Source organism: Synechococcus sp. MW101C3, from assembly GCF_002252635.1.
In the GTDB taxonomy this organism is placed as follows: domain Bacteria; phylum Cyanobacteriota; class Cyanobacteriia; order PCC-6307; family Cyanobiaceae; genus MW101C3.
This window is the reverse complement of the sequence record NZ_NQKX01000008.1, coordinates 107,619-130,765: the sequence shown is the minus strand read 5'-3', so window position 1 is coordinate 130,765 and position 23,147 is coordinate 107,619. Positions and strand designations below refer to the sequence as shown.

27 protein-coding genes are annotated in these 23,147 nt (G+C 67.1%); 11 read left to right on the top strand and 16 right to left on the bottom strand.

The window, feature by feature from the left end:
- Positions 1-29 precede the first annotated feature (29 nt).
- Positions 30-929: a ferredoxin:protochlorophyllide reductase (ATP-dependent) iron-sulfur ATP-binding protein gene (gene bchL / locus CJZ80_RS11595; RefSeq protein ID WP_094513214.1), complete on the top strand. Its 900-nt coding sequence runs from the start codon at positions 30-32 to the stop codon at positions 927-929.
- Between the two features lie 85 nt (positions 930-1,014).
- Here the strand turns inward: bchL and CJZ80_RS11590 are convergent, their stop codons facing one another.
- The 5 genes from CJZ80_RS11590 to psaM all read right to left on the bottom strand — a co-directional run bounded on the left by CJZ80_RS11590 (position 1,015) and on the right by psaM (position 4,384).
- Positions 1,015-1,905 carry a hypothetical protein gene (locus tag CJZ80_RS11590; protein ID WP_094513212.1) on the bottom strand — a complete coding sequence of 297 codons (891 nt, stop codon included), beginning with the start codon at positions 1,903-1,905 and terminating at the stop codon, positions 1,015-1,017.
- Positions 1,905-2,456: a hypothetical protein gene (locus CJZ80_RS11585; protein ID WP_198948299.1), complete on the bottom strand. Its 552-nt coding sequence runs from the start codon at positions 2,454-2,456 to the stop codon at positions 1,905-1,907. The genes CJZ80_RS11590 and CJZ80_RS11585 overlap by 1 nt, the downstream gene beginning before the upstream one ends.
- 73 nt (positions 2,457-2,529) lie before the next feature.
- Positions 2,530-3,543: a protochlorophyllide reductase gene (locus CJZ80_RS11580; protein WP_094513208.1), complete on the bottom strand. Its 1,014-nt coding sequence runs from the start codon at positions 3,541-3,543 to the stop codon at positions 2,530-2,532.
- Between the two features lie 123 nt (positions 3,544-3,666).
- Positions 3,667-3,987, bottom strand: a complete 321-nt coding sequence (locus CJZ80_RS11575; protein ID WP_233133039.1) for a hypothetical protein — start codon at positions 3,985-3,987, stop codon at positions 3,667-3,669.
- Between the two features lie 292 nt (positions 3,988-4,279).
- Positions 4,280-4,384, bottom strand: a complete 105-nt coding sequence (gene psaM / locus CJZ80_RS11570; RefSeq protein WP_094513206.1) for a photosystem I reaction center subunit XII — start codon at positions 4,382-4,384, stop codon at positions 4,280-4,282.
- 85 nt (positions 4,385-4,469) lie between these two features.
- Here psaM and CJZ80_RS11565 point away from each other — a divergent pair, with 85 nt between their 5' ends.
- Positions 4,470-4,958, top strand: a complete 489-nt coding sequence (locus CJZ80_RS11565) for a CRR6 family NdhI maturation factor (RefSeq protein ID WP_261346604.1) — start codon at positions 4,470-4,472, stop codon at positions 4,956-4,958.
- A gap of 4 nt (positions 4,959-4,962) precedes the next feature.
- Here CJZ80_RS11565 and CJZ80_RS11560 read toward each other — a convergent pair whose 3' ends face one another.
- The gene (locus CJZ80_RS11560) at positions 4,963-5,733 is read right to left on the bottom strand and encodes a sulfite exporter TauE/SafE family protein (protein ID WP_198948307.1); all 771 of its coding nucleotides are present in this window, start codon (positions 5,731-5,733) and stop codon (positions 4,963-4,965) included.
- 107 nt (positions 5,734-5,840) lie between these two features.
- Between CJZ80_RS11560 and CJZ80_RS11555 the strand changes: the two genes are divergently transcribed.
- Positions 5,841-6,638 (top strand): hypothetical protein, encoded by a 798-nt coding sequence (locus CJZ80_RS11555; protein WP_094513199.1) that lies wholly within the window; start codon positions 5,841-5,843, stop codon positions 6,636-6,638.
- On the opposite strand, the gene CJZ80_RS11550 is transcribed toward CJZ80_RS11555, so the two are convergent.
- Positions 6,584-7,828 (bottom strand): site-2 protease family protein, encoded by a 1,245-nt coding sequence (locus CJZ80_RS11550; RefSeq protein ID WP_094513196.1) that lies wholly within the window; start codon positions 7,826-7,828, stop codon positions 6,584-6,586. The two genes, CJZ80_RS11555 and CJZ80_RS11550, sit on opposite strands and share 55 nt — an antisense overlap.
- Before the next feature lie 81 nt (positions 7,829-7,909).
- On the opposite strand from CJZ80_RS11550, the gene CJZ80_RS11545 reads away from it, so the two are divergent.
- Both CJZ80_RS11545 and CJZ80_RS11540 read left to right on the top strand, forming a co-directional pair.
- Positions 7,910-8,575: a phosphoribosylanthranilate isomerase gene (locus tag CJZ80_RS11545; RefSeq protein WP_094513192.1), complete on the top strand. Its 666-nt coding sequence runs from the start codon at positions 7,910-7,912 to the stop codon at positions 8,573-8,575.
- Positions 8,576-8,633: 58 nt separating this feature from the next.
- Positions 8,634-9,143 (top strand): hypothetical protein, encoded by a 510-nt coding sequence (locus CJZ80_RS11540; RefSeq protein WP_233133038.1) that lies wholly within the window; start codon positions 8,634-8,636, stop codon positions 9,141-9,143.
- Positions 9,144-9,150: 7 nt separating this feature from the next.
- On the opposite strand, the gene folE is transcribed toward CJZ80_RS11540, so the two are convergent.
- The 6 genes from folE to CJZ80_RS11510 form a co-directional block, all read right to left on the bottom strand.
- The gene (folE, locus tag CJZ80_RS11535; protein ID WP_094513189.1) at positions 9,151-9,894 is read right to left on the bottom strand and encodes a GTP cyclohydrolase I; all 744 of its coding nucleotides are present in this window, start codon (positions 9,892-9,894) and stop codon (positions 9,151-9,153) included.
- A gap of 7 nt (positions 9,895-9,901) precedes the next feature.
- On the bottom strand, positions 9,902-10,612 hold the full coding sequence (locus CJZ80_RS11530) for an SDR family oxidoreductase (RefSeq protein WP_094513186.1): 711 nt from the start codon (positions 10,610-10,612) through the stop codon (positions 9,902-9,904).
- A 24-nt stretch (positions 10,613-10,636) separates the two neighbouring features.
- Positions 10,637-11,626 (bottom strand): acetyl-CoA carboxylase carboxyltransferase subunit alpha, encoded by a 990-nt coding sequence (locus tag CJZ80_RS11525; protein ID WP_094513184.1) that lies wholly within the window; start codon positions 11,624-11,626, stop codon positions 10,637-10,639.
- Positions 11,627-11,662: 36 nt separating this feature from the next.
- On the bottom strand, positions 11,663-12,715 hold the full coding sequence (locus tag CJZ80_RS11520; RefSeq protein WP_094513181.1) for a long-chain acyl-[acyl-carrier-protein] reductase: 1,053 nt from the start codon (positions 12,713-12,715) through the stop codon (positions 11,663-11,665).
- 150 nt (positions 12,716-12,865) lie between these two features.
- A complete protein-coding gene (locus tag CJZ80_RS11515) occupies positions 12,866-13,624 on the bottom strand; it encodes an aldehyde oxygenase (deformylating) (protein ID WP_094513179.1) in 759 nt (252 codons plus the stop codon).
- A 62-nt stretch (positions 13,625-13,686) separates the two neighbouring features.
- The gene (locus CJZ80_RS11510; protein WP_094513176.1) at positions 13,687-14,484 is read right to left on the bottom strand and encodes a creatininase family protein; all 798 of its coding nucleotides are present in this window, start codon (positions 14,482-14,484) and stop codon (positions 13,687-13,689) included.
- A gap of 61 nt (positions 14,485-14,545) precedes the next feature.
- Between CJZ80_RS11510 and CJZ80_RS11505 the strand changes: the two genes are divergently transcribed.
- The 3 genes from CJZ80_RS11505 to pgeF are packed head-to-tail and all read left to right on the top strand — an operon-like array spanning position 14,546 to position 17,563.
- Entirely contained in the window at positions 14,546-15,841 is a 1,296-nt protein-coding gene (locus CJZ80_RS11505; RefSeq protein ID WP_094513174.1) for a S1 RNA-binding domain-containing protein, read from the top strand.
- Positions 15,838-16,725, top strand: a complete 888-nt coding sequence (locus CJZ80_RS11500) for a Tab2 family RNA-binding protein (RefSeq protein ID WP_094513170.1) — start codon at positions 15,838-15,840, stop codon at positions 16,723-16,725. Before CJZ80_RS11505 ends, CJZ80_RS11500 begins: the two co-directional genes overlap by 4 nt.
- A gap of 10 nt (positions 16,726-16,735) precedes the next feature.
- A complete protein-coding gene (pgeF, locus tag CJZ80_RS11495; RefSeq protein ID WP_094513167.1) occupies positions 16,736-17,563 on the top strand; it encodes a peptidoglycan editing factor PgeF in 828 nt (275 codons plus the stop codon).
- Here pgeF and CJZ80_RS11490 read toward each other — a convergent pair.
- Positions 17,542-19,242, bottom strand: a complete 1,701-nt coding sequence (locus tag CJZ80_RS11490) for an FAD-binding domain-containing protein (RefSeq protein WP_094513163.1) — start codon at positions 19,240-19,242, stop codon at positions 17,542-17,544. The genes pgeF and CJZ80_RS11490 overlap by 22 nt on opposite strands.
- A 189-nt stretch (positions 19,243-19,431) precedes the next feature.
- Between CJZ80_RS11490 and CJZ80_RS11485 the strand changes: the two genes are divergently transcribed.
- The gene (locus CJZ80_RS11485) at positions 19,432-19,794 is read left to right on the top strand and encodes an AbrB family transcriptional regulator (protein ID WP_094513159.1); all 363 of its coding nucleotides are present in this window, start codon (positions 19,432-19,434) and stop codon (positions 19,792-19,794) included.
- Here CJZ80_RS11485 and CJZ80_RS11480 read toward each other — a convergent pair.
- The gene (locus tag CJZ80_RS11480) at positions 19,760-21,487 is read right to left on the bottom strand and encodes an NAD(P)/FAD-dependent oxidoreductase (RefSeq protein ID WP_094513483.1); all 1,728 of its coding nucleotides are present in this window, start codon (positions 21,485-21,487) and stop codon (positions 19,760-19,762) included. The two genes, CJZ80_RS11485 and CJZ80_RS11480, sit on opposite strands and share 35 nt — an antisense overlap.
- A 195-nt stretch (positions 21,488-21,682) precedes the next feature.
- Here CJZ80_RS11480 and CJZ80_RS15475 point away from each other — a divergent pair, with 195 nt between their 5' ends.
- Positions 21,683-21,835 (top strand): hypothetical protein, encoded by a 153-nt coding sequence (locus CJZ80_RS15475; RefSeq protein WP_198948298.1) that lies wholly within the window; start codon positions 21,683-21,685, stop codon positions 21,833-21,835.
- 29 nt (positions 21,836-21,864) lie between these two features.
- Positions 21,865-22,662 (top strand): MBL fold metallo-hydrolase, encoded by a 798-nt coding sequence (locus CJZ80_RS11475; protein WP_094513156.1) that lies wholly within the window; start codon positions 21,865-21,867, stop codon positions 22,660-22,662.
- 168 nt (positions 22,663-22,830) lie between these two features.
- Here the strand turns inward: CJZ80_RS11475 and CJZ80_RS11470 are convergent, their stop codons facing one another.
- Positions 22,831-23,016 (bottom strand): hypothetical protein, encoded by a 186-nt coding sequence (locus CJZ80_RS11470; protein WP_094513153.1) that lies wholly within the window; start codon positions 23,014-23,016, stop codon positions 22,831-22,833.
- Positions 23,017-23,147: the final 131 nt, after the last annotated feature.

The following is a 23,147-nucleotide window of genomic DNA, read 5'->3' as shown; positions in this document are numbered from 1 at the left end:
GGCCCCGTTTCAAGGCAAGGATCGCGCTGATGACAGCCACGCTCACGACTCCCACCAATCGCGTTGAAGACGGCGAAGGCAGCCTGCAGGTGCACCAGGACGCCTCGATGAACATCGAGACCGGCGCCCTGGTGATTGCGGTGTACGGCAAGGGGGGGATCGGGAAATCCACCACCTCCTCCAACCTCTCGGCCGCCTTTTCGAAGCTCGGCAAGCGAGTGCTGCAGATCGGCTGCGATCCCAAGCACGACAGCACCTTCACCCTCACCAAGAAGATGGTGCCCACGGTGATCGACATCCTCGAAACCGTGGACTTCCACAGTGAGGAGTTGCGGCCTGAAGATTTCGTCTTCGAGGGCTACAACGGCGTGATGTGCGTGGAGTCGGGTGGGCCGCCGGCGGGCACCGGCTGCGGGGGTTACGTCACCGGCCAGACGGTGAAACTGCTCAAGGAGCACCACCTGCTGGAAGACACCGATGTGGTGATCTTCGACGTACTGGGTGATGTGGTCTGCGGTGGGTTCGCCGCACCCCTTCAGCATGCCCATTACTGCCTGATCGTCACGGCGAACGACTTCGACTCGATCTTCGCCATGAACCGGATCATGCAGGCGATCAATGCCAAAGCCAAGAACTACAAGGTGCGGCTCGGTGGTGTGATTGCCAACCGCTCGGAGGAAACTGACCAGATCGATAAGTTCAACGAGCGCACGGGCCTGCGCACGATGGCCCACTTCAAAACCGTTGATGCCATCAGGAAATCACGCCTGAAGAAGTGCACCATCTTTGAGATGGAACCCAGCCCGGAAGTGGAGGCGGTGCAACAGGAGTACCTGAGCCTTGCTCAGAAGATGCTCAGCGATGTGGAACCGCTGGAGGCCGAATCCCTCAAGGATCGGGACATCTTCGATCTGCTCGGCTTCGACTGACTGAGTACGGATCGCCGGCGGCACACCCCCCTGTCGCCGGCATGACACGTTCCCGCAGCGATGACTCCGCCGGTTCAGACCCGGTTCAGACTTCGGCAGCCGCCCGTTCCACCAGGCGGCGGGCCACTGCCTGCACACCCGTGTGGGCATAGGTGTCGGTAAAGGCGTCCAGGAACACGGCGAACTGATCCAGTCGCCCCTGCCACGGGCCCAGCGTTGATTCCAACGCCCGCACGGCAGATTGGCCGGTGAGGGCGAGGTCGGCGGTGAATCCGCCGGCCCAGCCCAGCCACTGGTCCACGCCCCGGCGCAGAAAGCTGAGGTGGGCCTGATCGCCGCGCCCCGGAATCAAACCGGCCATCTGCCGGTAGGAGGGAAGCCGCTGCAGATCTTTCTGGCCAGCCGCCCCCAGCAGGCCATCCAGGCGTTGCAGGGCCTGATCACCGAGCGGCAGCAGGGCGTCGAAGCAGATCAAGGCAGCCATCCGCACCCTCGCTTCACCGGCGTAGTCGGCCAGGGCAGCGCCGAAGGCGCCGAAGCTGTCGCCGGGCAGGCCATTGACCTGGGTGAAGGCCAGCAGCTCCGCCGCCACCTTCAGGCTCAGATCCACCGCCTGCAGGGTGTCGCCAGGCGGGGTCAGATCGGCCAGGCGCTTGAGCAAAGGCAGACCGGCGCTCACGTTGGCGAGCAGCCGCACGCCACCCGCCGCGTGCTGGGAACGGTTCACAGCGTCGTACAGGCTGAGCGCGCGGCCATAGCCCTCGGCGCGGGCACGGCTCAGCAGATCGGCACGGGAACGGATGCGGGCGATCAGGGCAGGATCGTCGTCGCCGATCACCTCCTTGATCAGATCCTCAGCGCTGCGGAGGTTGGTCCACCCCCCGGGCACCAGGGTGCTGATGCCCTGGAGCGCCAGCACGGTGAGGCCCCGACGGGGCAGACTTTCGAGGCGCTCAAGCACAGTGGGGCGGGCCATCAGCGCACCAGAGCAAGGGATGGGACCGTGGCGGCAGGCCCTGTCGACGGGCCGAGCCGCCTGGGCCGCACGGAAGCGAGGGCCTTGAGGTCAAAGCTCTCCAGCAGCTCATGGCGCTCCTGCGCATCAAGGCCAACGCCCTGGCCGATCACCTTCACCTGAAAGCGGCCACCCACCAGCACGGCGCTGGCCTGGCTGCCCTGCTCCACCAGGGGCCAGCCGGCCAGGGTGTCAGCGGCAGCGGCGAACTTCTCGCGGGCCTCGGGAGCGGTGGTGGTGTCGGAGATCGCCAACAGCGCCACCATTTCTCCACTGCGCTTCAGCCTGGCCTCGCTGAAGCCACGCTTCTCCTGGCTGAACACCAGCTCTTCGCCCGGCGAGGCCGCCGGGAACAGGCGATTGAAGGCCGTGCCGTTGACCACCTGCACGGCGGGCACATCGCCCACCGTGCCGCCGGGGAGCCAGTCGGAGAAGGGGAGCAGCACCACAGCGCCCCCCACCAGAGCGGCAGCGAGGCCAAGGGCAAGGATCCAGCGCAGGAAGCGGGGCATCGACAGGCTGGGCGAAGAACAGAGAAGGGGAGAATCAGGGAAAGAAAGCGAAGAGGGGCTGGCCGGAGGCGGCTCAGCTCAGGCCCACCAGTTGCAGTGAAAGGTCCCAGGTCTGGGCAGCGATGGCGGGATCGCTGGCTTTCTCCGAGAGCTCCTGCACGAACTGCTTGCCGCCCTGCTTCTGCCGGTTGCCCCAGCTCCAGTGGGCACCGGACACGGCGAAGGCTGGATCGGCCACCACTTGCGCCACCCTGACGCCGGCCAGCTCCTGGCTGACATAGCCGCCGGTGATGTTCTTCTGAAACCAGGGGAAGATCTTCTGAAAAAGGGGATAGCTGTTGCGGAACAGCGGCGTATCCGCCACACACCCCGGATAGAGCGAACTGAACACGATGCCGGTGCGTTCGTGCAAGCGCCGGTGCAGCTCCTGCGTGGTGATCATGTTGCAGAGCTTGCTGTCCTTGTATGCCTTGCCCGGCTTGAATGGCTTGCCGCTGGCCATGGTGATCGGGGCCTTGAACCCTGCCTTGAAGCCGGAGAGATCGCCCAGATCGGCGGGCGCCGGGATCGGGATCTTGCCGCCCAGCTCCTTGGAGTTCGCCGTGACCGTGCCCAGGATCACCAGGCGGCGCGACGGATGGGTGGAGCGCTGCAGATCCTCGAGCAACAGCTGTATCAGCAGGAAGTGGCCCAGATGGTTGGTGGCCATCGACAGCTCATAACCCTGGGGCGAACGCAGCGGCTGCTTGAGCAGTGGCAGGTACACCGCCGCATTGCATACCAGCGCATCGAGCGGCCGCCCGGTGGCACGGAACGCCTGCACCAGCCCCCGGACGCTGTCGAGATCGCCGAGGTCCACCTGCAGGTGGGTGACGCTGGCCTCCGGAAGGCCCAGAGCCGTGGCGGCCGCGCGGGCCTTGGCGGTGTCGCGGCAGGCCATCACCACATGCCAGCCGCAGCCCACCAATGCCTTGGCGGCATAAAGACCCACGCCCGACGACGCACCTGTGACCATCACCGTGCCGGGCTGGCCGGTGGTGACTGCGGTGCCGGCCGTTGAAGAGGCGGAGGTCTGCTCTGTCGCCATGGGTTGAAGGGACGCGGTGCGCCTCAACCTAAGGAGGGAGCCTCAGGTCTCCGGGGCTTTACCGGCGAGATTCAACAGAAGGAAACGCGCAACGAGCGCCCCAGGGGAAGGGAGGAAGCAGGGTCAACCGCCTGCTGGAGCGGGCTTCGACGCCGGTGTGGACTGGGCGGCTGATGAATTCTTGAGCTGGGAATCTTCCCAGACGATCCGCAGCCGATTGGGAGCGATCCATTGATCCTGCTCACGAATCAAACGCTGTTCGCCGTCCTTGGAAAAGAGCTGATCGAAGCGTTGCTGAACTTTGCGGAGTTTATTTTTTTCGATATCGAGAATGGCGCTGATTTCGCCGTGGCTGTCAAGCCGCTGCTGGTAAGCCCCAGCCAGGTGCACCAGGCTCACAGAGGCGAGCAGGCCAAAGCCGAGCTTCACGGCCAGGCCGATCACGCTGCAGAGAAGTTCCTGGCGTTCACTCGAGGCCTGCCAGCCGTCGGGGTGCAGGTCTGCGGTGGTGCTGGAGGCGGCGGAGCTCAGGCGGGTGACAACCCCGGCTGGGGCGGCAGATCGTCCGTGGCCAATGCGAGGGAGATCTTTTCCCCCTGCAGGAGGCTTGGCACGGCTGGCCCGGCGCGGGCTGTCGGTGGGAGCCTGACGGGAGCGCAGGGCGGAAGCCAATGGGGGCGGCGCAGGGGTTGCCGTCTTGTAGCAGGCGGAACGCCCCCTGCCAAGGCCTGAAGCTTCAGGAGTTGTAGAGGCTGACGCTCAGACGGATGGCCAGCACGCCGGCGTGGGCCGCCACAACCAGCGCGATCAGAACTTCAACCTGGCTCAGAGAGGTGACCATGGCCGACGAAAACAAGCGTTTGACGCCACCATTGTTGGCTCAACCCTGCCATGGGCCCGACCCAACCGTTGGGCTGTCACAGCTCTTGATCTCCTCCGTTCCCTCCCTGCTGCCCATCTCCGCCGATCAGATCCGGGCCCTCGACACCTCACCCCTGATGGCCTGGAGTTCGCTCTCCGCCGCCCAGCTGATCGAGCAGGCGGGCAGCCTGCAGCTCAGCTTCGACTGGCCCCGTCCGCAGGAAGATCCGCGCGAGCTGTCGGAAGTGCCGGAAGTGCGGCTCTGGAACCTGCGGGCCGACGCCCTGCATCCCTGGCTGCCATTCGTGCTCGATCGCGGCAGCGGTCAGCTGTGCCGGCACGTGGCCATGCTGTTGCCCCATGGCTTCAGCCGCAACGAGGGGATTCGCTTCGCGCCGGAGAGCCTGGAGCTCTGGATCACCCACCGGCTTTTTCTGCTCGACGACTGGAGCCGCCGGCACGACCTGCACTGTCGCCAGGGCCTGGGGCAGATGGCGGCAGTGCTCGGCTTTGATCTCGATCCCTCCTTCTGGGCCGCACTGCCGGAGCGCTGAAGCCTCAGGCGAGCAGCAACTGCAGGCCGCGCCGTCCGCTGTCCAGTGCCAGCGCCACCGTGATCGTGCGCAGCATCAGCACCAGGCGGGCCTCGCTCACCGTGTCCAGCCGCGCCGCCGACCAGCGGGCGGCCATGGCGGCTGAGCCCCCAAGCAACAGGGCCATCACCGCATCGGCACGCCCACCGGAGAGCAACTCCACCGAGGCGGCCGAGGCGGAGCAGAGCACCGCCAGGGTGCTGAGCCGGATGGCCGCATGCAACGGCATCCTCAGGCCCTTCACCATCAGCGGCACCATCATCAGCCCGCCGCCCACACCGAGCAGGCCCCCGGCAAAGCCAGCCAGCCCTCCCACCGCCACCAGCCCTGGCAGGGGAACGGCTGGCTCCTCTGCGCCGGCTGCCGCCCCCCGACGGGGTTCGATCGTGAGGGCCAGCACGGCGTACATCAGCGCCTGCAGGGCCAGCAGGTGCCAGCCCTGCAGCAGCCCGCCCAGGCGGCTGAACGCGACGCCGCTGACGGCCGCCGCCACGCCGATCGCCAGGCAGGGCCGCACGGCGAGGTGGCCCTGCCGCAGATGCGACCAGGTGCCACCCAAGGTGGTGGGCACGATCGCCACGGTGCTGGTGGCCAGGGCCTCATGCGGCGGCAGACCGTTCAGCAGCAGCATCGGAGCGAATACCAGCCCGCCACCGATACCGAGCAGGCCCGACAGCAATCCGGCCACCACCCCCATCAGCAGCAGGGGCAGAAGTGGCAGCAGGTCGATCAGCATGGTGACGCCCTGACGCCCAGCCACTGGCCCCTACATCTTCCCTGACGCCCACCCTGCCCACGCATTGGCGCTGGATCCCGCCCCTGACCAGCAGCGGTGATCGCCAGATGGCCATCGATGATCTGCTGCTCGACGGCCTGGTGCAGGGTTCTGGCCAGGGGGTGCTGCGTCTGTACCACTGGGACCGGCCGACCTTGTCCTTGGGGCACCACCAGCACCGGCTGGAACCTCACTGGCAGGGGCTTGTGGATGCCGGCCGCCTGTCCATGGTGCGCCGCCCCAGCGGCGGGAGAGCCGTGCTGCATGACGGCTGCCTCACCTACGCGCTGCACTGGCCAGCGGCCAGCGGAAGCCGCGCCCAGACCTACTGCCGCGCAGTCCAGTGGTTGCGGCAGGCACTGGCGGGGTGGGGCCATCCCCTTCACCCTGGGCAGCAGGCCGCCAGCCGTCAGCGCAGCAGCTGTTTCGCCACGAGCACGGCGGCCGACCTGGTGGAGGCGACTGGGTCCAAGCGGGTGGGCAGCGCCCAGCTCTGGCGGCGTGGGCACCTGCTGCAGCACGGCACGCTGCTGCTGCGGCCCTCAAGCACCCGCTGGAAGGAGGTGTTCGGGCAGGAGCCCCCGGCCGCGCTGGCCCCACTGCCGGTGGAGGGTGAGGCGCTGATCGAGGGCCTGCGGCAAGCCGCCCAGCAGGATCTGGGCGGCAGCTGGAGCAGCCGGCCGCTCAGCGGCAGGGAATGGGACGAGGTGGAGCAGCGCCGCGGCAACTTCGCCGTGCGCAGCGGCGGCAGCGGTCGGAAGGCGGCTGAAGCGAAGGGGGCGGAGGCGGCCGTGGTGGTGAGGGATGGGCCTCAGCGCGGCACGTCACCGCCGGCCGATTCCAACGCCATGCCGCGGGCCACCTGAGCGATGGCCATACCGAGCGGGTAAGTGCCCTGACGACGGGCCGCCTCAAGCAGCGCCGGAGGCAGGCGTACCCCCAGACGCTTGAGCACGACTTCAGAAAGCTCAGGCCGCTCGATCGTGCCAGTGGGCAGGCCGGAGACCCCCAGCACCAGCAAGCGATCGACGCCGGGCTCATCCAGTTGGACGGCGGCCTGCCAGAGGGGAGCGTCCTCCCGGATCGAGGGGAGCGTGGAGAGGGGCTGCTGGTGGTCGCCCACCCGTTCCTGATCCCAGCGCTGAACAGGCAACGACTGGAGGGGGTCGTCGTTGATCACGCCCTGCCAACGGCCCTGCTCACAGATCAGCACCCAATCGGCCGGTTGGATCGTTTCCTCCTTGCGGCGCAGCTGGCTGAGCTCCCGCAACGAACAGCTGGACTCGAGCACCCGAAAACGACGCCGGGCGGCTTCACTCACCTTGAGGTCGCGCAGGGCCTGCTGCAACGAGAGCAACTGCAGCTGATTGCGGGAGGCACCAAGACCAAACCAGCCCAGCACAATCAACCAGAACGCCCCGAAACCTCCCCCTCGCAGCACCAGCAGGGTGCCCATGCCCACCGCCATCAGGGAGAGGAAACGGCCGATCGCCGCCGCCACCTGAATGCCGCGCCGCTGGCTGCCGGTGAACTGCCACACCAGCGCCTTGACGATCAGGCCGCCGTCCAGCGGCAGCCCAGGCAGCAGATTGAACAGCGCCAGGATCAGGTTGAGCACCCCGAGCTGGGTGACCATCTCGCCCAGCAGGGGCGACAGATGGGCAGCCGGATGGGCCCCCGCCAGCAGCAGCCCCGCCAGGATCAGACTCACGAACGGTCCGGCAGCCGCCACCTGAAGCGCACCGATCGCGGTGCTGCATTCCCGCTCCACGGTGGCCACCCCACCGAGCAGGAAGAGTGTGATGCTGCGCACCTTGACGCCGTGAGCGATCGCCACCAGCGAATGCCCCAGCTCGTGGAGCAGCACCGATACGAACAGCAGCACGGCCGTTGCAGAGGCCAGCAGCCACAACGCCACTGGGGAGGCGCGCCCCACCAGGGAGACGGAATACTGTTGTTGGAAGCCTGCCGTGGCCAGACCCAGCACGATGAACCAGCTGGGATGGATCCGCAGCGGGATGCCGCGGATCTTGAACAACATCCAACCCTCGCCCACGCCGTTATCCAGTAGTGCCCCAGGGCTGACCCAAGGCCGTCGAAGCCCGATCCTAGAAACCTGGCGGATGGGCAGGCTGCGATGACCCCACTTCTCAAGATCTGCGGACTTCGCAGCCCGGACCAGGCGTACGCCGTGGCGGCGTTGGGGGTGGAGGCGATCGGCGTGATCGCGGTGCCAGGGTCACCACGGTGGCTGGAGCCCCAGCAGCGCGCTGCGGTGTTCAGCGCCGCACGCCAGGCCAATCCCGCCTGCCTGGGGGTACTGGTGGTGGCCGATCCCGAGGACGCGATCCAGGAGCAGCTGGATCCCCTCATCGGTGGGCATCAGTTGCTGCAGCTGCACGGCAACGAGACACCCGAGCGCTGCCGGATGCTCAGCGAAACGCTGGGGTGCCAGGTGTGGAAGGCGCTGCGGATTCGCAGCCCGGAGGATCTGCAGCGGGCCGAGGACTACCGCGAGGTGGTGGCCGCCCTGCTGCTCGATGCCTGGGTGCCGGATCAACTGGGCGGCAGCGGCCGCCGCCTGCCGGTTGCCTGGCTGGAAGGGTTTGCCCCCGGCTGCCCCTGGTGGTTGGCGGGGGGCCTGAGTCCGGGCAACGTGGGTGAGGTGCTGGAGCAGCTTCAGCCCGACGGTCTTGATGCGTCCAGTGGGGTGGAACTCGCACCGGGGGACAAGGACCTGGCCCGGGTGGCAGCTCTGGTGGAGGCCGTGAAGGGAAGCGGAAACGCTGCAGGCGGGAGCTGATGCTGGCGGTTGGCTCCAAAGCGGGCGAGCATCACGGGGTAGCCATCCCCCCTTCCCCTTGAGACCCATTCCATCGTTTTCACTGGCCCCGCTGCTGCTGGTGACGGCCCTGACCGGGAGTCAGGCGGCCGTGGCACAGGGCATGATCGCTGGCTGCCGGTTGGTGGGCGCCGACCTGCAGTGCGTGCCTGGGCTGACCACAACACCTGAGCAGCAGATCCGGATCATGCAGGGTCAGATCAGCGCCGACACGGCTATGGAAGGGGTTGTGGATCAGCAGATCACAGGACTCAGCCAGTTACTGCTGCAGGGGGAAACCGCCATTGGCTCCGTGCTGACTGCTCAACTGATTGCCACCACCCTGGCCACCCTCAGCACCCCGGAGTTCCACTGGTACGTGAAGCGGCCGGGGGAGAGCACCTGGATCCTGATTCCCGGAGCTCAGGGAGGCGCTTACACCATCAAGCCGGCTGATGCCGGCAGCTTGCTGATGGTGGTAGCTGTAACCACGGAAAACGGGCAGGTGAAGCGCGAAGCGTCGCCCCCACTCGGCCCCTTGGGCCAATGATCTGAGCTCAGCTGGTGAGCATTGACTCCTGCTGCTTCACCAGCTCAAAGAATTCCTGCTTCAAGCTGGGATCGTGGCGAAAATCGCCGCGCACCACGGAGTTCACCATGCTGGTCTGGGGCTCCTTGACGCCGCGCCACTTCATGCAGTAGTGCTGTGCCTTCACCAGGATCGCCAGACCCTGGGGCTGGCAGAGACGCTCGATCTCATCGGCCAGGATCATGACGGCCTCCTCCTGGATGTGGGGACGGGAGAACACCCAATCGGCCACACGAGCGAATTTGGAGAGGCCGATCACCCGATCGCCTGGCTTGATGCCGATCCAGCAACTGCCAAGAATCGGAACCAGGTGATGGGAGCAAGCCGAACGCACCGAGATCGGACCGACGGTGTAGATCTCGTCGAGCTTTTTGACGTTGGGGAAGCTGGCAATCTTGGGCTGCTTGTGATAGCGGCCCTTGAACACCTCGTGTAGGTACATGCGAGCGACACGCTCTGCCGTTTCCTCGGTGTTGTGGTCGTTATCAATATCGATCACCAGACTGCGCAACATCTCGCGCACTTTTCCTGCCACCTCGATCTCGAGCTGCTCAAGCTCCCCCTCTTGGAGATGATCGGCCAGGTTGTCATTAGCGAAGAAGGAGACCCCGGCCTGCTGCAGGCGCTCACGAATGCGCAAGCTGACAGGTGCCGGACCCACTTCAGGCGTAAGGGCACGATCCAGCGGGGTGGAGGAAAATGTGGAGGTCATGGAAGACTCAAAGAACACCAGTTGCGGGCATCAGGGTGAGATCCTCCACCAGTTGAGACGGAGGCTGCTGGGCCAGATACAGCAGAGCTTCAGCGGCCTGATCTGCTGAAAGCATGGCACGCCGATCGAAGGACGCGTGGACGGTTTCCGTCCCCCACAGGGGGGTATCCACGGCACCGAGGGTGAGCGTGCTCACCCGGATGCCATGGCTGCGTTCCTCTTCGGCGAGGCAGCGGCTGAACGATTCAAGCGCTGCCTTGGTGGCGCAATAAGCGCCCCACTCGGGGAAGGCGCGGCGGGCTGCGTGGCTGCTCACGTTGATGATCTGTCCCCCACCGATCTGACGCATGGCGGGAAGCACCGACTGGCAGACCTGGAAGACGCTGGTGAGATTCAACTGCCACAACCATTGCCAGTGCTCCAGTGTCATGGCGGCAAGCTCGCCGGTGTAAGCCGCGCCAGCGTTGTTGATCAACACGTTCGGCGCCGCATGGCTTGCCAGCAGTGCGGCGATGGCCGGCGCGATGGCGCTGGCATCAGCAAGATCCACGGTGGCGATCCCCACCTGCCTTCCCCTTTGCCGGAAGGGTTCAGCCACGGCTTCCAGATCCTGGAGCGTGCGTGCCATCAGCAGCAGATCCCAGCCAGCGCCTGCAAAGGAGCGAGCTGCAGCAGCTCCGATGCCCCTGGAGGCACCCGTGATCAAAACCGACGGCAAACCGAAACCGCTCCTGCTGAAACCCTAAGAACCCACGGTGGAATCCGTGGTACCGGCACCGAGCACCCGTCCCATGCGACGGAACTTGTCGTAGCGCTGCTGCAGAAGCTCCGCCTCGCTGAGCTGGCCCAGTACGGCCAACTGCTCGATCAAGGCGCTGCGGAGTGTGTCCGCCGCCTGCATCGGCCCCCAGTGATTGCCGCCTGAGGGCTCATTGAGCACAACATCGATCAACCCGAGTTGCAGCAGATCCGCTGCCGTGATCTTCAAGGCGGTGGCAGCGACAGGGGCTTTGGCCGCATCACGCCAGAGGATGGACGCGCAGGCCTCAGGGCTAGCCACGGTATAGACGCTGTGCTCGAACATCAGCAGCCGATCGGCCACGCCGATGCCCAACGCACCACCGGAGCCACCTTCACCGATCACGGTGGCGATCACCGGCACCCGCAGCCGGAACATCTCGCGCAGATTGACGGCGATCGCTTCCCCCTGGCCGAGCTCCTCGGCCAGAACCCCTGCATAGGCGCCCGGAGTGTCGATGAAGGTGAGGATCGGCAGCCGGAAACGATCGGCGTGCTCCATCAGCCGCATCGCCTTGCGATAGCCGCCAGGGGAAGCCATCCCGAAGTTGCGGGCCACGTTCTCCTTGGTGTCGCGGCCCTTCTGATGGCCGATCAGCACCACGGGCTGATCACCGATGCGGCCGACTCCACCCACCAGAGCCTGGTCGTCGGAGCCTCGGCGATCGCCATGCAGCTCCAGCCACTCATCGGTGATCACCTGGATGTAATCCAGGGTGCTGGGACGCTGCGGGTGGCGGGCCACCTGGATCTTCTGCGCCGGAGTGAGGGCGCTGAAGATGTCCTCGCGGCGTCGGGCGGCAAGGGTTTCCAACTGAAGAAGTTGCTGGCTGACATCCACTTCGGAATCCTTTGCCAGCTGCCGGATCTGCTCGATCTGCTCCTCGAGCTCCACGAGCGGCTTCTCGAAATCAAGCAGGGGGCGTCGGGCCATGGGGTAGGGGGAGGCGGGAGTAGCGAGCCGAAAGGGTCAGGCGACGGCGGCGGCCAGCGGCTGCGGGACCACCGGCTCGAGGCCGAGCGGTTGGAAGCCATGGCGGAGGGACGCGTTGCCAATCTGTTCCATCGACTCGACGCTGATGTTGTTGCGGCCCCAGCTGAAGTTGGTATGCCAGCCTTCGAATTCCAGCAGCATCGCCTCTGCGAAACAGGCAAACATCTGGCGCTTGGGATTCTCCATTTCGGCAACTTCCATCATCTGCCAGTCGATATCGTTGAAGAACTCCACCACGCCACCTTTTAGCACGTGCACACCATCACCGGCCGCCTTGGTGTCGAGGTTCTTTGGGTAGCCGCCATCGATCATTAGGCAGGGGTGCTGCAGACGCTCACGATCGATCGTGAGCGTCTGCGGCAGGCTGGCAACCCAGACCACCACATTCGCCTCTGCCAGGGCGTCTTCAAGCGGAAGAATGCGGCCGCCTCCGAGCTCGCTCTGCAGATCCAGCAGGCGTTGACGCTGCCGGGCCACCAGCAGGAGCTCACCCACGCCGGTGCGCTGGCTCAGCCAGCGGCACACGCCACTGCCGATGTCGCCGGTGGCGCCCACCACCGCCACCTTGGCGGTGGAGAGATCAATGCCGAGATGCGGAGCGTTGGTTTCAACCTGGCGGCAGATCACCCAGGCGGTGTGGGTGTTTCCAGTGGTGAAACGCTCCCACTCCAGGGTGGTGGAGCGAATCTGCTGAAACTTGGAGAGATCGAAGTTCTCGAAGATGATCGAGGTGAAGCCGCCCAGCGCCGTGATCGCAATGCCGCTCTTCTGGGCGAGCTCCATGGCGTTCTGAACTTTGCGCGTGGCCGTCTTGAAGCGGCTCAGCATCTCCGGCACGAAGCAGGAGTCGATGTAGACCCCTTGGATGGTTTTGCCCGTGAGGCTGGTGACACTGACCGTTTCCAGCAGCTGAGGCGGCGCGCTGCACCACACGTCCATATCGCCGGCGGCGAACTCGTCGTAGCCGAGAGCTCCGGCCTTGCGACGCGCCTCTTCGAAGCTGCTGGAGTGACCGATCAGACCGAACATGGGAGATGCGTACCCTCAGGCTGAGGGGAAGGTGGCGGGGGCCACAGGGTTGCGCACGCTACATCGGCGGTTGCGAACCGAGGCAGCTGCAGGGTCCATGCACAGACGGAGGGCCGAACCCCGATCCAGCCACCAGACCCCCTCCTTGAATCAGCCGATCAGGGCGGCAGCGGCCATGCGGGCGATCTCGCGGGTGGAGAAGCCGATCTCGGTGAGCGCTTCCTGGTAGGCGATCAGGAAATCTTCGATCAGGCTTTCTTTCTCCATGCCGAGCACGGCTGCATCACCAGCAACCTCTTCGAGCATGCGGCGCACGAGAGGGAGATTGTCGCGGTTGGCTTGCTCAAGCTCAGCGCGGGAGGCTTCAAGGTTGGCTTTCAGCCACTCCTGGCCGTAGTTCAGGTGGGTGTATTCATCACGCACCACACCCTCAGTGATCTTGCGGGCGAAAGGATCGGCGACCGGAATGTAAATGTGATAGGCCGAGATAGCGAAGGCCTCAATCAGCAGGGCCTGAATCAGCAGACAGGTCACCACCTTGCCTTCAGCCAGGGCCGCCTGGAAGTTGCCGTGCAGCGGCAGGAAGAAGCTCTTGGCGAAGGGCATGTCTGCCGTGACGCTCAGATTGCGGGCACAGGCCTGGAAGCCCTTCATGTGCTTCAGCTCCATCCGCGCCAGGCGGGCCAGTTCCTCCGCCTCATCGGGAAGCAGGGTGCCAAGGGAGATGTAGTTGTCGTGGGCTTCCTGCTCACCCTCGATCACAATCGCGTTGATGCGGCTGTAGGCGTCTTTGTAGAGGTCGGTGGTGAAGTCCGGCAGTCCGGCAAGATCGGCCCCGGCCTCCTCGCCGGCTCCAAGGGATGACGTCTGAACGTCAAGGCTGGCCGCCGGAGTGTCGAGCGCAGGCATCGAGGACAAATCGTGAAGGCTTCGACTGTAACCACCGCCGGCCATCTCTGGTCTGCCGCCGTTCAATCGCTGCGTAAGCGCCCACGCGGTGGCCACGGGCTGGCCAGCAGGGATTCCAGCCGCTGACACCAGCCCGCCACCAGCCGCTCGAACAGTTGCTCGCCGAGGGCGGCGCTGGCGCCGCGTGCATCGCCCACCACCCCCGTGGCCGACACATCCGCCGTGAGCCAGGCGTACGGCACGGCGCCCTCCAGGCTCCAGCCGCTGGGGGGTGGGGGCTGCAACTGACCGTCGCAGGGGCGCTCGGGCCCCACCCACTGCGGCTGCAGGTGCAGCATGAGGCTGGTTTCAGCCAGGCCGGCGTGCAGACCATCGCTGCGTTCGGGTTCAGGCAGCAGGGCGCCGATCCCTTCCGGACCGCTCCAGAGAAAACAGGGCAGCACCGCCAGTGCCGGATGGGCGGCGCGCAGCTGGCGGGCAGCCACCTGCAGCAGGGCGATCTGGCCGCCGTGGGCGTTGAAGAGCACAAGGCGCTGAAAGCCGGCGGCCGCCAGCTGGGCACCGATCGTCATCACCTGGGCGATCAGCAGCTCAGCCGGCAGGCTGCAGGTGCCGGGGAAGGCAGCGTGTTCAGGTGAGAAGCCGAACCAGGACACCGGCAGCCGCCAGATCGGCAGATCGTCCGCCAGGCGGGCAAGCACGGCATCGGCCACCCGATCGGCGAAGAGAGCATCGGTGCCGAGCGGCAGGTGAGGACCGTGCTGCTCGACGGCGCCGAAAGGCCAGAGCACGGTGCTTCCCGGGCGACTCGCCGCCGCACGCACCTGAGGCCAGCTGAGCCGTTCCAGCGCTCGCTCCATGACCCAACCCTTGTGTTCGGCCCTGATCCTTACAGTGGGCAACTGTCTGCTCCCTTGGACCATGGCCGGCTCCGGCAACCAGCAGCCGCGACAGCCCCGGGAAGGAAGCCGGCGTCCCGTGCCCCCGACGGCGCCGCGGCAACCCGCAGGCGCTCCGGTGCGCAAGCCCCCGCAGGTGTTGCACATCAGCCGCAAGGACGACGAGCCGGTGGTCGACACCAGTGCCCCGATCGCCGCTGATCCGCCCACACCGGTGGCTGCTCCCATGGCCGTGCGGCCGGCGCCCCAGGCCCCGGAAGCCGCCGCCATCTCCGACGACGACCGCTTCGAGACCGCCAGCCTCGAAGGACTGACGATGGCCGATCTGCTGGGGCCCGCCCCGGAAACCGGCCGCAAAGCGGCACGCAAAACAGCGCCTGCGGCAGCAGCGGCGCCCGGCCAGCCGGCGGCGCCGGCCCGTCAGGTGGACGATTTCGATTTCGACGAAGAAGCCTTCCTTGCCGCGCTTGACGAAAACGAGCCGGTGGGCGTTTCCGGCGAGGTGGTGCCCGGGGTTGTGATCGGCGTCGAAAGCGATGGGGTGTATGTGGACATCGGCGGTAAGGCGCCGGGCTTCATGCCCAAGAGCGAATGCGGCCTCGGTGTGATCACCAACCTCAAGGAACGCTTCCCCAAAGGCCTGGCGGTGGAGGTGCTCGTCACCCGCGAGCAGAACGCCGATGGCATGGTCACGATCAGCGCCCGCGCCCTCGCTCTGCGCCAGAGCTGGGAAAAGGTGCGACAGATGGAGAAGGAGGGCAAGGTCGTGCAGGTCAAGGTGACCGGCTTCAACCGCGGCGGTGTCACCTGCGACCTCGAGGGCCTGCGTGCCTTCATCCCCCGCTCCCAGCTCCAGGACGGCGAAAACCACGAGCAGCTGGTGGGCAAGACCCTCGGCGCCGCCTTCCTGGAGGTGAGTCCCGACAACCGCAAGCTGGTGCTCTCCGAGAAGCGCGCCTCCACAGCGGCCCGCTTCTCCGAAATCGAAGTGGGCCAGCTGGTGGAGGGTCAGGTGGTGGCCGTCAAGCCCTATGGCCTGTTCGTGGATCTCGGCGGGGTGAGCGGCCTGCTGCACCAGTCGTGCATCACCGGCGGCACCCTGCGCGAACTGCGCGAGGTGTTCGATCAGGGCGATCGGGTCCAGGCGATCGTCACCTCCGTGGACCCCGGCCGCGGCCGCATAGCCCTCAACACCGCCCTGCTGGAAAACCAGCCGGGTGAACTGCTGATCAACAAGGAACAGGTGCTGCTGGAAGCAGGCGATCGAGCCAACCGGGCCCGCCTCACCCTGCGGCAGCAGGAGCAGGCGTCGGAATGAGCGGTCCGGCCACCGCAGCACCCAGCGCCGACTGGGAACTCGACTACTACTCCAGGCCTGTGCTCGAGGCCGATGGCAAGAAGCGCTGGGAGTTGCTGATCTGCAGCACTCCGGCCTTTGGGAACTCCCGGTCGGCGTTCCGGTGGGTCAAGGTCTGTCCGGCCACCAGCGTGAATTCGATCTGGCTGCAGGAGGCGCTGGCCGAGGCCCTCACCGCCGCCGCCGCCGAGGGCCTGGCAGCGCCGCGCCGGTTGCGGTGCTGGCGCGCCTCGATGCGCACCATGGTGCAGCGTGCCGCCGACGCCATCGGCCTTGAAACCGTGCCGAGCCGGCGTTGCTACGCGCTGATCGAGTGGCTGCAGGAGCGGGAGCAGCAGGTGTATGCCATGGAGGAGGGCTTCATGGCAGGTCCGCTGGCGCCTGCCCCGCTGCCGCCCCAGGCGCCGGCCATGCTGCTGCCGGAAGCGGTGCGCGGCGACAGCTGGAGCTGGGCCACCCTCAGCGTGGCCGACCTGCGCGAAGCCGCCGGCTGGGACGTGGGCTTCGATGGGCTGGTGCCCCTGCCCGCCCAGCTCAGCGACACGGCATCCGTACCTGGCATCCGGGTGTTCAGTGCCCGACGCTCCCTGGCGATCGCCGGCTGGGTGGCCGGGCTTGAGCCCGTGCGCCTGCGTCTCGATGCGGGCGCACTGGTGCTGGAGGCGGGGCTGGAGAACAGCTGGCTGCTGGGTCGCCTGGACCCCGCCGAGGCGGAAGCCGCCCAACAGGCCTTCGTGGCCGCCCGGGACGAGGCCGGTGGGTTGCAGTTCCTCGCCATCCAGAGCGACGAGCGCTCAGAGCGGTTCGAAGGCTTCTGGCTGCTGCGCGATCTCCCTGCCGGCTGAGCGCCACTCCATGGCCGAAGCCACCACGCCCCCCTTTGATCGCACAGACCTGGGCTTCAATGCCCTCGCCGGCTGGACGTGGGTGGGCACCTACGGGGGCTATTACCTGCAGGCCGATCTGCTCTCCGGCTTCGAGCACGGCTTCTTCAGCCGCCAGTGGAGTGGCCGGGGGCCCCACGAATTGGCCGGCTTCATCAGCGCCGGGGTCAGCGTTCACCGCACCCGTCAGATTCACGGCGCAGCGGTGGTGCCTGCCGCGGCGGCCATCGCCGAGCCCTGGCCCGAGGCTGATGGGCTGGTGAGCGATGCGGGCGGCCAGAGCCTGTGGGTGTGCGGCGCCGATTGCACGCCCGTGCTGATCGCCGATCTGGGCAGCGGTCAGGTGGCAGCCTGCCACGCCGGCTGGCGGGGGGTGGCGGGGCGGATCGTGCCGGCGGCGATCGAGCGGCTTGAAGCCGGCGGCAGCCGGCGCCACGACCTGCGGGTGGCCCTGGGCCCGGCCATCAGCGGCCCGGCTTACCAGGTGCACCGCTCCGTCTCCCTGCAGGTGGCCGCAGCGGTCTCTCCTGCTCCCTTGCCCAGCGAGACAGCCCTTGAGCAGCTGGCGCAGGCCGGTGCCCGCCAGGCCGATGCCCACCCCGATCACGACCGCCTCGACATCCGCCGCGCCACCGCTGCCCAGTTGCGTGCGGCCGGACTGCATGACGAGCAGATCAGTGTCTGCCCGCTCTGCACCAGCTCGGAGCCGCTGCTGTTTCACTCCTGGCGCCGGGACCAGGTCAAGGCGGTGCAGTGGAGCGGCATCGTGTCCCAGGGCTACGGCCACAGCTCCAGCTGATCGGGATTGACCCGGCCGCTCGAGCCACGCCGGTGGCGCGACGCAGCAGCCGGGCGCGTGGGGCCCGGCCGCACCCCAGGGCGAAACCAGCTCTCGAGCGCAACCTGCGCTGGTGGGTCGAGTGCGGCGAGCTCCAGCGGTGGCGGGAACAGCTCGGCCCGCTCCTGCTGGGCCCAGGCCACCACCGCCGCAGGGAGGCGGTCGGCCCCGAAGGGCACCGGCTGGCCCGGCATCGCCGCCATCTGTCGGGCGGGGTTCAAGGCCGGATCCGCCGCCTCGCACCGTGCCGCCAGCTGGCGGATCCGCTCGCGACGGGCCTGCTCGTAGCTCAGGATCGGGGCAGGGTAAGCCGCCATCGGCGGCGGACAGGCCAGCTGGTCATTGGTGAGCTCGGCCAGCTCGGGCAGCCAGCGGCGGATGAACAGCCCCTGGGGATCGCAGCGCTGCACCGCCACCGCCCCCGGGTGATAGATGCGGGTCCAGGCCTGCGCCTCCCGCTGGGTGACACCGGCCTGCATCGCCCACTGGTAGTGATCGATCGGGCAATCGCCATCGATCAGGTGGCGCATGAAGTGCAGGGCCCCGAAGCGCCAGTCGATGCCGCAGAGATTGGCCAGGAAGCTGGCATAGATCGCCCGGCTGCGGAAGTTCAGCTCCTGCCAGCCGCCTGAACCGCGCAGGCAGCGGGCAGCGGCGTCAACCATGGGAAAACCGGTGCGCCCCTCTTTCCAGGCGGCATAAAGCTCCTCGTTGAACGGCCAGGGTTCCTGATCGAAGCAGCGCCAGAGGGAGCGCAGCTCCAGCTGAGGCAGGTAGCGGAAGCGTTGGGCCATCGATGTGCCCCAGCGCAGGCGGCTGATCAGCTGCCGGGCACTGCGCTGCCGGCGATCGTCAGGGTGAGCGACCAGGGGGGCCAGCCGGGCCACCACCTGGCGCGGGCTCAGCACGCCGAACTTGAGATGGGGACTGAGGCCGCTGGTGACCCTGGCCGAGGGCACGCTCAGCTCCCAGTAGTAGGTCTGAGCCGCCGGACCTTCGAGGAAGGTGCGGAGCAGGGACTGGGCCGCCGCGCTGCCGGCCGGCGGCAGCGGTTTGCCATCGGGCTGCAGCCCCAGCGCTTCAAGGCTGGGTACCGGCAGATCCGCGAGCGGATCGGCGGGATCGGTAGGCCGGTCGGGATCGGCTGGAGCCGGCACCATCAACTGCCTGGGCGCCGGTAGGGGCGTGCGGGCCACTGCCTGCTGCCAGAGCTGGCGATAGCGGGGATAGGGAACCAAGGCGTCCACTGCTCCCACCGGCTCGACCCAGCGGATCGGCACAGCGGCGGCGGCCAGCAGGCGATTGACCCGGGCGTCACGCACACGCCCCACGATCCGCTCGCTGTCGGTGTGGGCCATCACACCAGTGGCGCCGCCCTCCCGAACCAGCCGCAGCAGCTCAGCGGCCGGATCACCGAAACGCACCAGCAAGCGGCCGCCCCGTCGCCGCAGGTCTTGGTCGAAGGCCTGCAGCGTGGCCAGCAGGAAAGCAACGCGGGCCACACCGGTTTCCGGATGAAACAGGAGCTGACGGTCCAGAACGAACAACGGCAGCACCGTGCCGAGGCGGCTGGCCTCCAGCAGCGGCTGGTGATCGCTGCAACGCAGATCACGGCGGAACCAGATGATCGTGCGGGTCAAACTCGAGGGGGAAACGACAAGCCACAGCGTGGGGCATGGGAACCACCAGCCGCGAATCCTCACGGTGCATGGGCGAGATAGCGATGAGCATGACCAGATGAGGTGGTCGATGCGCCCTGAAGGACCGCAAAAACCCTTGCATCAAACAAACATTTATCAGATAATGAGAAGGTTCTGGGTGAAAGGCCAATGTTGAGTGGCGCCGACCTTCTCGCCAAAGTCAAGGAGATGGGGGATGCAAGCAAATCCGACATCGTGCGGGCCTGCGGCTATGTCTCCACAAAGAAGAACGATAGTGAGCGCCTGAATTTCACAGCCTTCTACGAGGCACTGCTCAATGCCAAGGGGGTGGATTTCGGGGCCAATCCAAAGGTAGGAAAAGGCGGTCGCAAGCTGAGTTTCACCACAAAGGTTCAGTTCAACGGCAACCTGATGGTGGGCAAGGCCTATACCGCCCTGCTCGACCTGAAACCGGGGGATGATTTCGAGATCAAGCTGGGGCGCAAGCAGATCCGACTCATCCCGCTGGGCTCCGACGACGAAGACGAGTGAGCGCAACGGCTTCGGCCACTTTGATGCCGTCGATTGCCGCAGAGAGGATCCCCCCGGCGTAACCAGCCCCTTCCCCTGCCGGGAAGAGCCCCGCAATGTTGAGGCTCTGGAAATCATCCAATCGGGGAATTCGAACCGGCGATGAGGTGCGCGTTTCCACCCCGGTCATGACGGCCTCGGGTGCCGCAAAGCCGGGAATGGAACGCTCGAACGCCGGCAGGGCCTCCATCAGCGCCTGCACGGCGAACGGGGGCAGGCAGGCGCGCAGATCGCCGTAGCGCACCCCCGGCGCGTAGGAGGGCTGGGGGGCCGTCGCCGACAGGCCAGACGCCGGGCCAGGCGGGTGAGAATCCGGGGCAGAAGGAGCAACGGCCAGGTCGATCTCTTCCGCTCCGCTGGCCAGGAAATCGCCCAGGCGCTGGGCGGGGGCGTGGTAGGTGGAGCCCGCCGCGCGGAAGGCCGCCGCCTCCCAGTGGCGCTGAAACGCGACCCCCGCCAGGGGGTCGCCGGGCGCCTTGCCATAGGGCGCCAGGTCTTCGAGGCCTACCGTCACAACGATGGCGCTGTTGGCGTTCCGTTCGTTGCGGGAGTGCTGGCTCATGCCGTTGGTCACCACGTGGCCCGGCTCCGAGGCGGCGGCCACCACGAGCCCGCCGGGGCACATGCAGAAGCTGTAGACGCTGCGGCCGGCGCTGCCGTGATGCACCAGCTTGTATTCGGCTGGTCCAAGACGCCGGTGGCCGGCGAAGGGCCCCCAGCGGGCCCGATCGATCAGATCCTGGGGGTGCTCGATCCGCACGCCGATCGAAAAAGGCTTGGCTTCGATCGCCACCCCCACAGCCTCCAGCATCGCGAAGGTGTCCCGGGCGCTGTGTCCCACCGCCAGCACCACGTGGTGGGCCGGCAGCACGGAACCATCGGCCAGCACCACCCCAGAGATGCGCTGCTGCCTGCCACCCTCACCGTCACAGGGCTCCAGCACGAGGCGATCGACGCGGCTCTGGAAGCGGATCTCACCCCCCAGCGCCTCAATGCGGGCCCGCAGCCCACGCACCACGGTGGCCAGCTTGAAGGTGCCGATATGGGGGCGCTGCAGGGTGAGAATCTCCGCATTCGCTCCGCAGGCCACCAGCTCCTCCAGCACCTTGCGCCCGTGGTGCAGGGGATCACGCACCTGGCTGTAGAGCTTGCCGTCGGAGAAGGTGCCGGCGCCACCCTCGCCGAACTGCACATTGGATTCCGGGTCGAACGGACGCTGATGGCGCCAGAAGCCGAAGGCATCGGCAGTGCGTTCCTTCACCGGTTTGCCGCGCTCCAGCAGCAGCGGCCGAAAGCCCATCTGGGCCAGCAGCAGGGCCGCGAAATAGCCACAGGGACCGGCGCCGATCACGATCGGGCGATCCTGGGGGTCGGCGGCGTCAGCCTTGCCCACGAAGCGGTAGGTGGTGTCCGGGGTGGGCCGCAGGTGCGGATCGTTGCGGAAGCGGCGCAGCAGCGGTTTCTCGTCGGCCAGCTCCAGATCCACGCTGTAGCTGAAGCGGATCTCCGCCTTGCTGCGGGCATCCACGCTGCGCTTAACCACGCGGTGGCCGAGCAGAGCGGCCGCGGGAAGCCCCAGCCGCCGCAGGATCGCCTGGCGCAGATCCTCCTCCCCGTGATCGAGAGGGAGCTTGACTTCGCTAAGCCGCAACACAGGATCTGCCACCGCGCCTGGCGCGGCCTGACGCACCCCCTCATTCCAACAGTCCGTGCCCCGCTCGCACAGGCCGAGTCGCGCCGACCGGGCCGGCCGGTTGCCGCCGGAAGGGTTGCAAAGCTGTGCGCCCCAACCCATCCACCACCAACCGAGACCAAGCGGTGCCAGGGTGGGGGGACTTCCCGCTTTCGCATGGGACTCACCCACTGCCCCCTCTGCGTCGCTCTGGCGGTGTTCAGCGCGGTGCGCTTCAGCGCCCATGCCGTGCTGCTGTGGCAACTGGTCCGCCCCGCTCCCGCGGCATCTGGTGGGCGCCCCTCGCGCCTGCGCTGGCAAGGCGTCTAGCGTCCGGGGCCAGCCGCTCGCCCGCCTCCATGGCCCTGCATGCCACCTATCTCGGTGCCAATGGCTGGTTGCTCGAGTTCGGTGCCCTGCGCGTGCTGGTGGATCCCTGGCTCACCGGCCCCCTGGAGTTTCCACCTGGCCCCTGGTTTTTCCGTGGCAAGTTGCCGCAGGAGCGTCCCGCTCCCTTGCCGGTCGATCTGCTGGTGCTCACCCAGGGGCTGCCCGACCATTGCCATCCCGCCAGCCTGGCGCTGCTCCCGCCGACCACTCCGGTGGTGGGGTCTCCCGCGGCGGTGGCACGGGCGCGTGCGCTTGGCTTCACCCAGCTCACCGCCCTGGCGCACGGCGAAAACCACTGCCACGAGCAGCTGCGCCTCACGGCTTCGCAGGGGGCTCCGGTGCCGCAGCCGGAAAACGGCTACCTGTTCGACCATCCAGGCGGCCGTCTCTACCTGGAACCGCATGGGTTCCTTGATCCCAGCCTGCCGGAGCAGCCGCTGGACGCCGTGATCACGCCTGTGGTGGATCTGGGTCTGCCGCTGGTGGGGGCGTTCGTGAAGGGCCAGCAGGTGCTGCCCCAGCTGGTGCAGCGCTTCAAGCCCCTCACCGTGCTGGTGAGCACCACCGGCGGGGATGTGCGCTTTGAGGGTGCCCTGAACCGGCTGCTCTGGCTAAGGGGATCGCTGCAGGCCGCGGCGGCGATGCTGCCCGAGGGGTGCCGGCTGATCGATTCAAGGGCCGGCGAGCGCTACCGCCTGGAGCAACGCCAGCCAGCCGCCGCCGTGGCCCATGCTGGTGGCGCCAGTTCAGGCACCGCCGCCAGCTGACGCGACCAGTGAGCTCAGCCGGCGGTGCTGAGCAGCATTTCCGCCAGCAGCGCGGTGCAGGCTCCCAGCAGGAGGCAACGAAACCCCTTGCCGAGCAGGCTGTTGAGCAGGATCGCTTGCATCGGGATCATGGTGAGGCCTCGAAGGGAAAGGGGGCGGGCGCGGGGGTCAGGCGGCAGCGGCGCGCAGGCTGATCACAGCGGCAATCGGCACAGCGAACGGGGGCGAGCCGCTGCGGGTGAGTGGCCAGCGGCGCACCCAGCAGCGGTCGTCGATGTCATCGACGCTCACCACCTGGAAGCTGGTGCCGGCCTGGCTGGCCAGAAGCACAAATTCACCGGGTTGAACAGACATCAGCAGAAGAGGGGAACGGGAACGCAGGCCTCGCTGGTGAGCGACGGCGTGAGCCAACACAGAAGGGAGAAGGTTGACCCCCGAAATGTATCGGAAGATTGCGAATAATTGACAGCCAGTCACATCGCAGT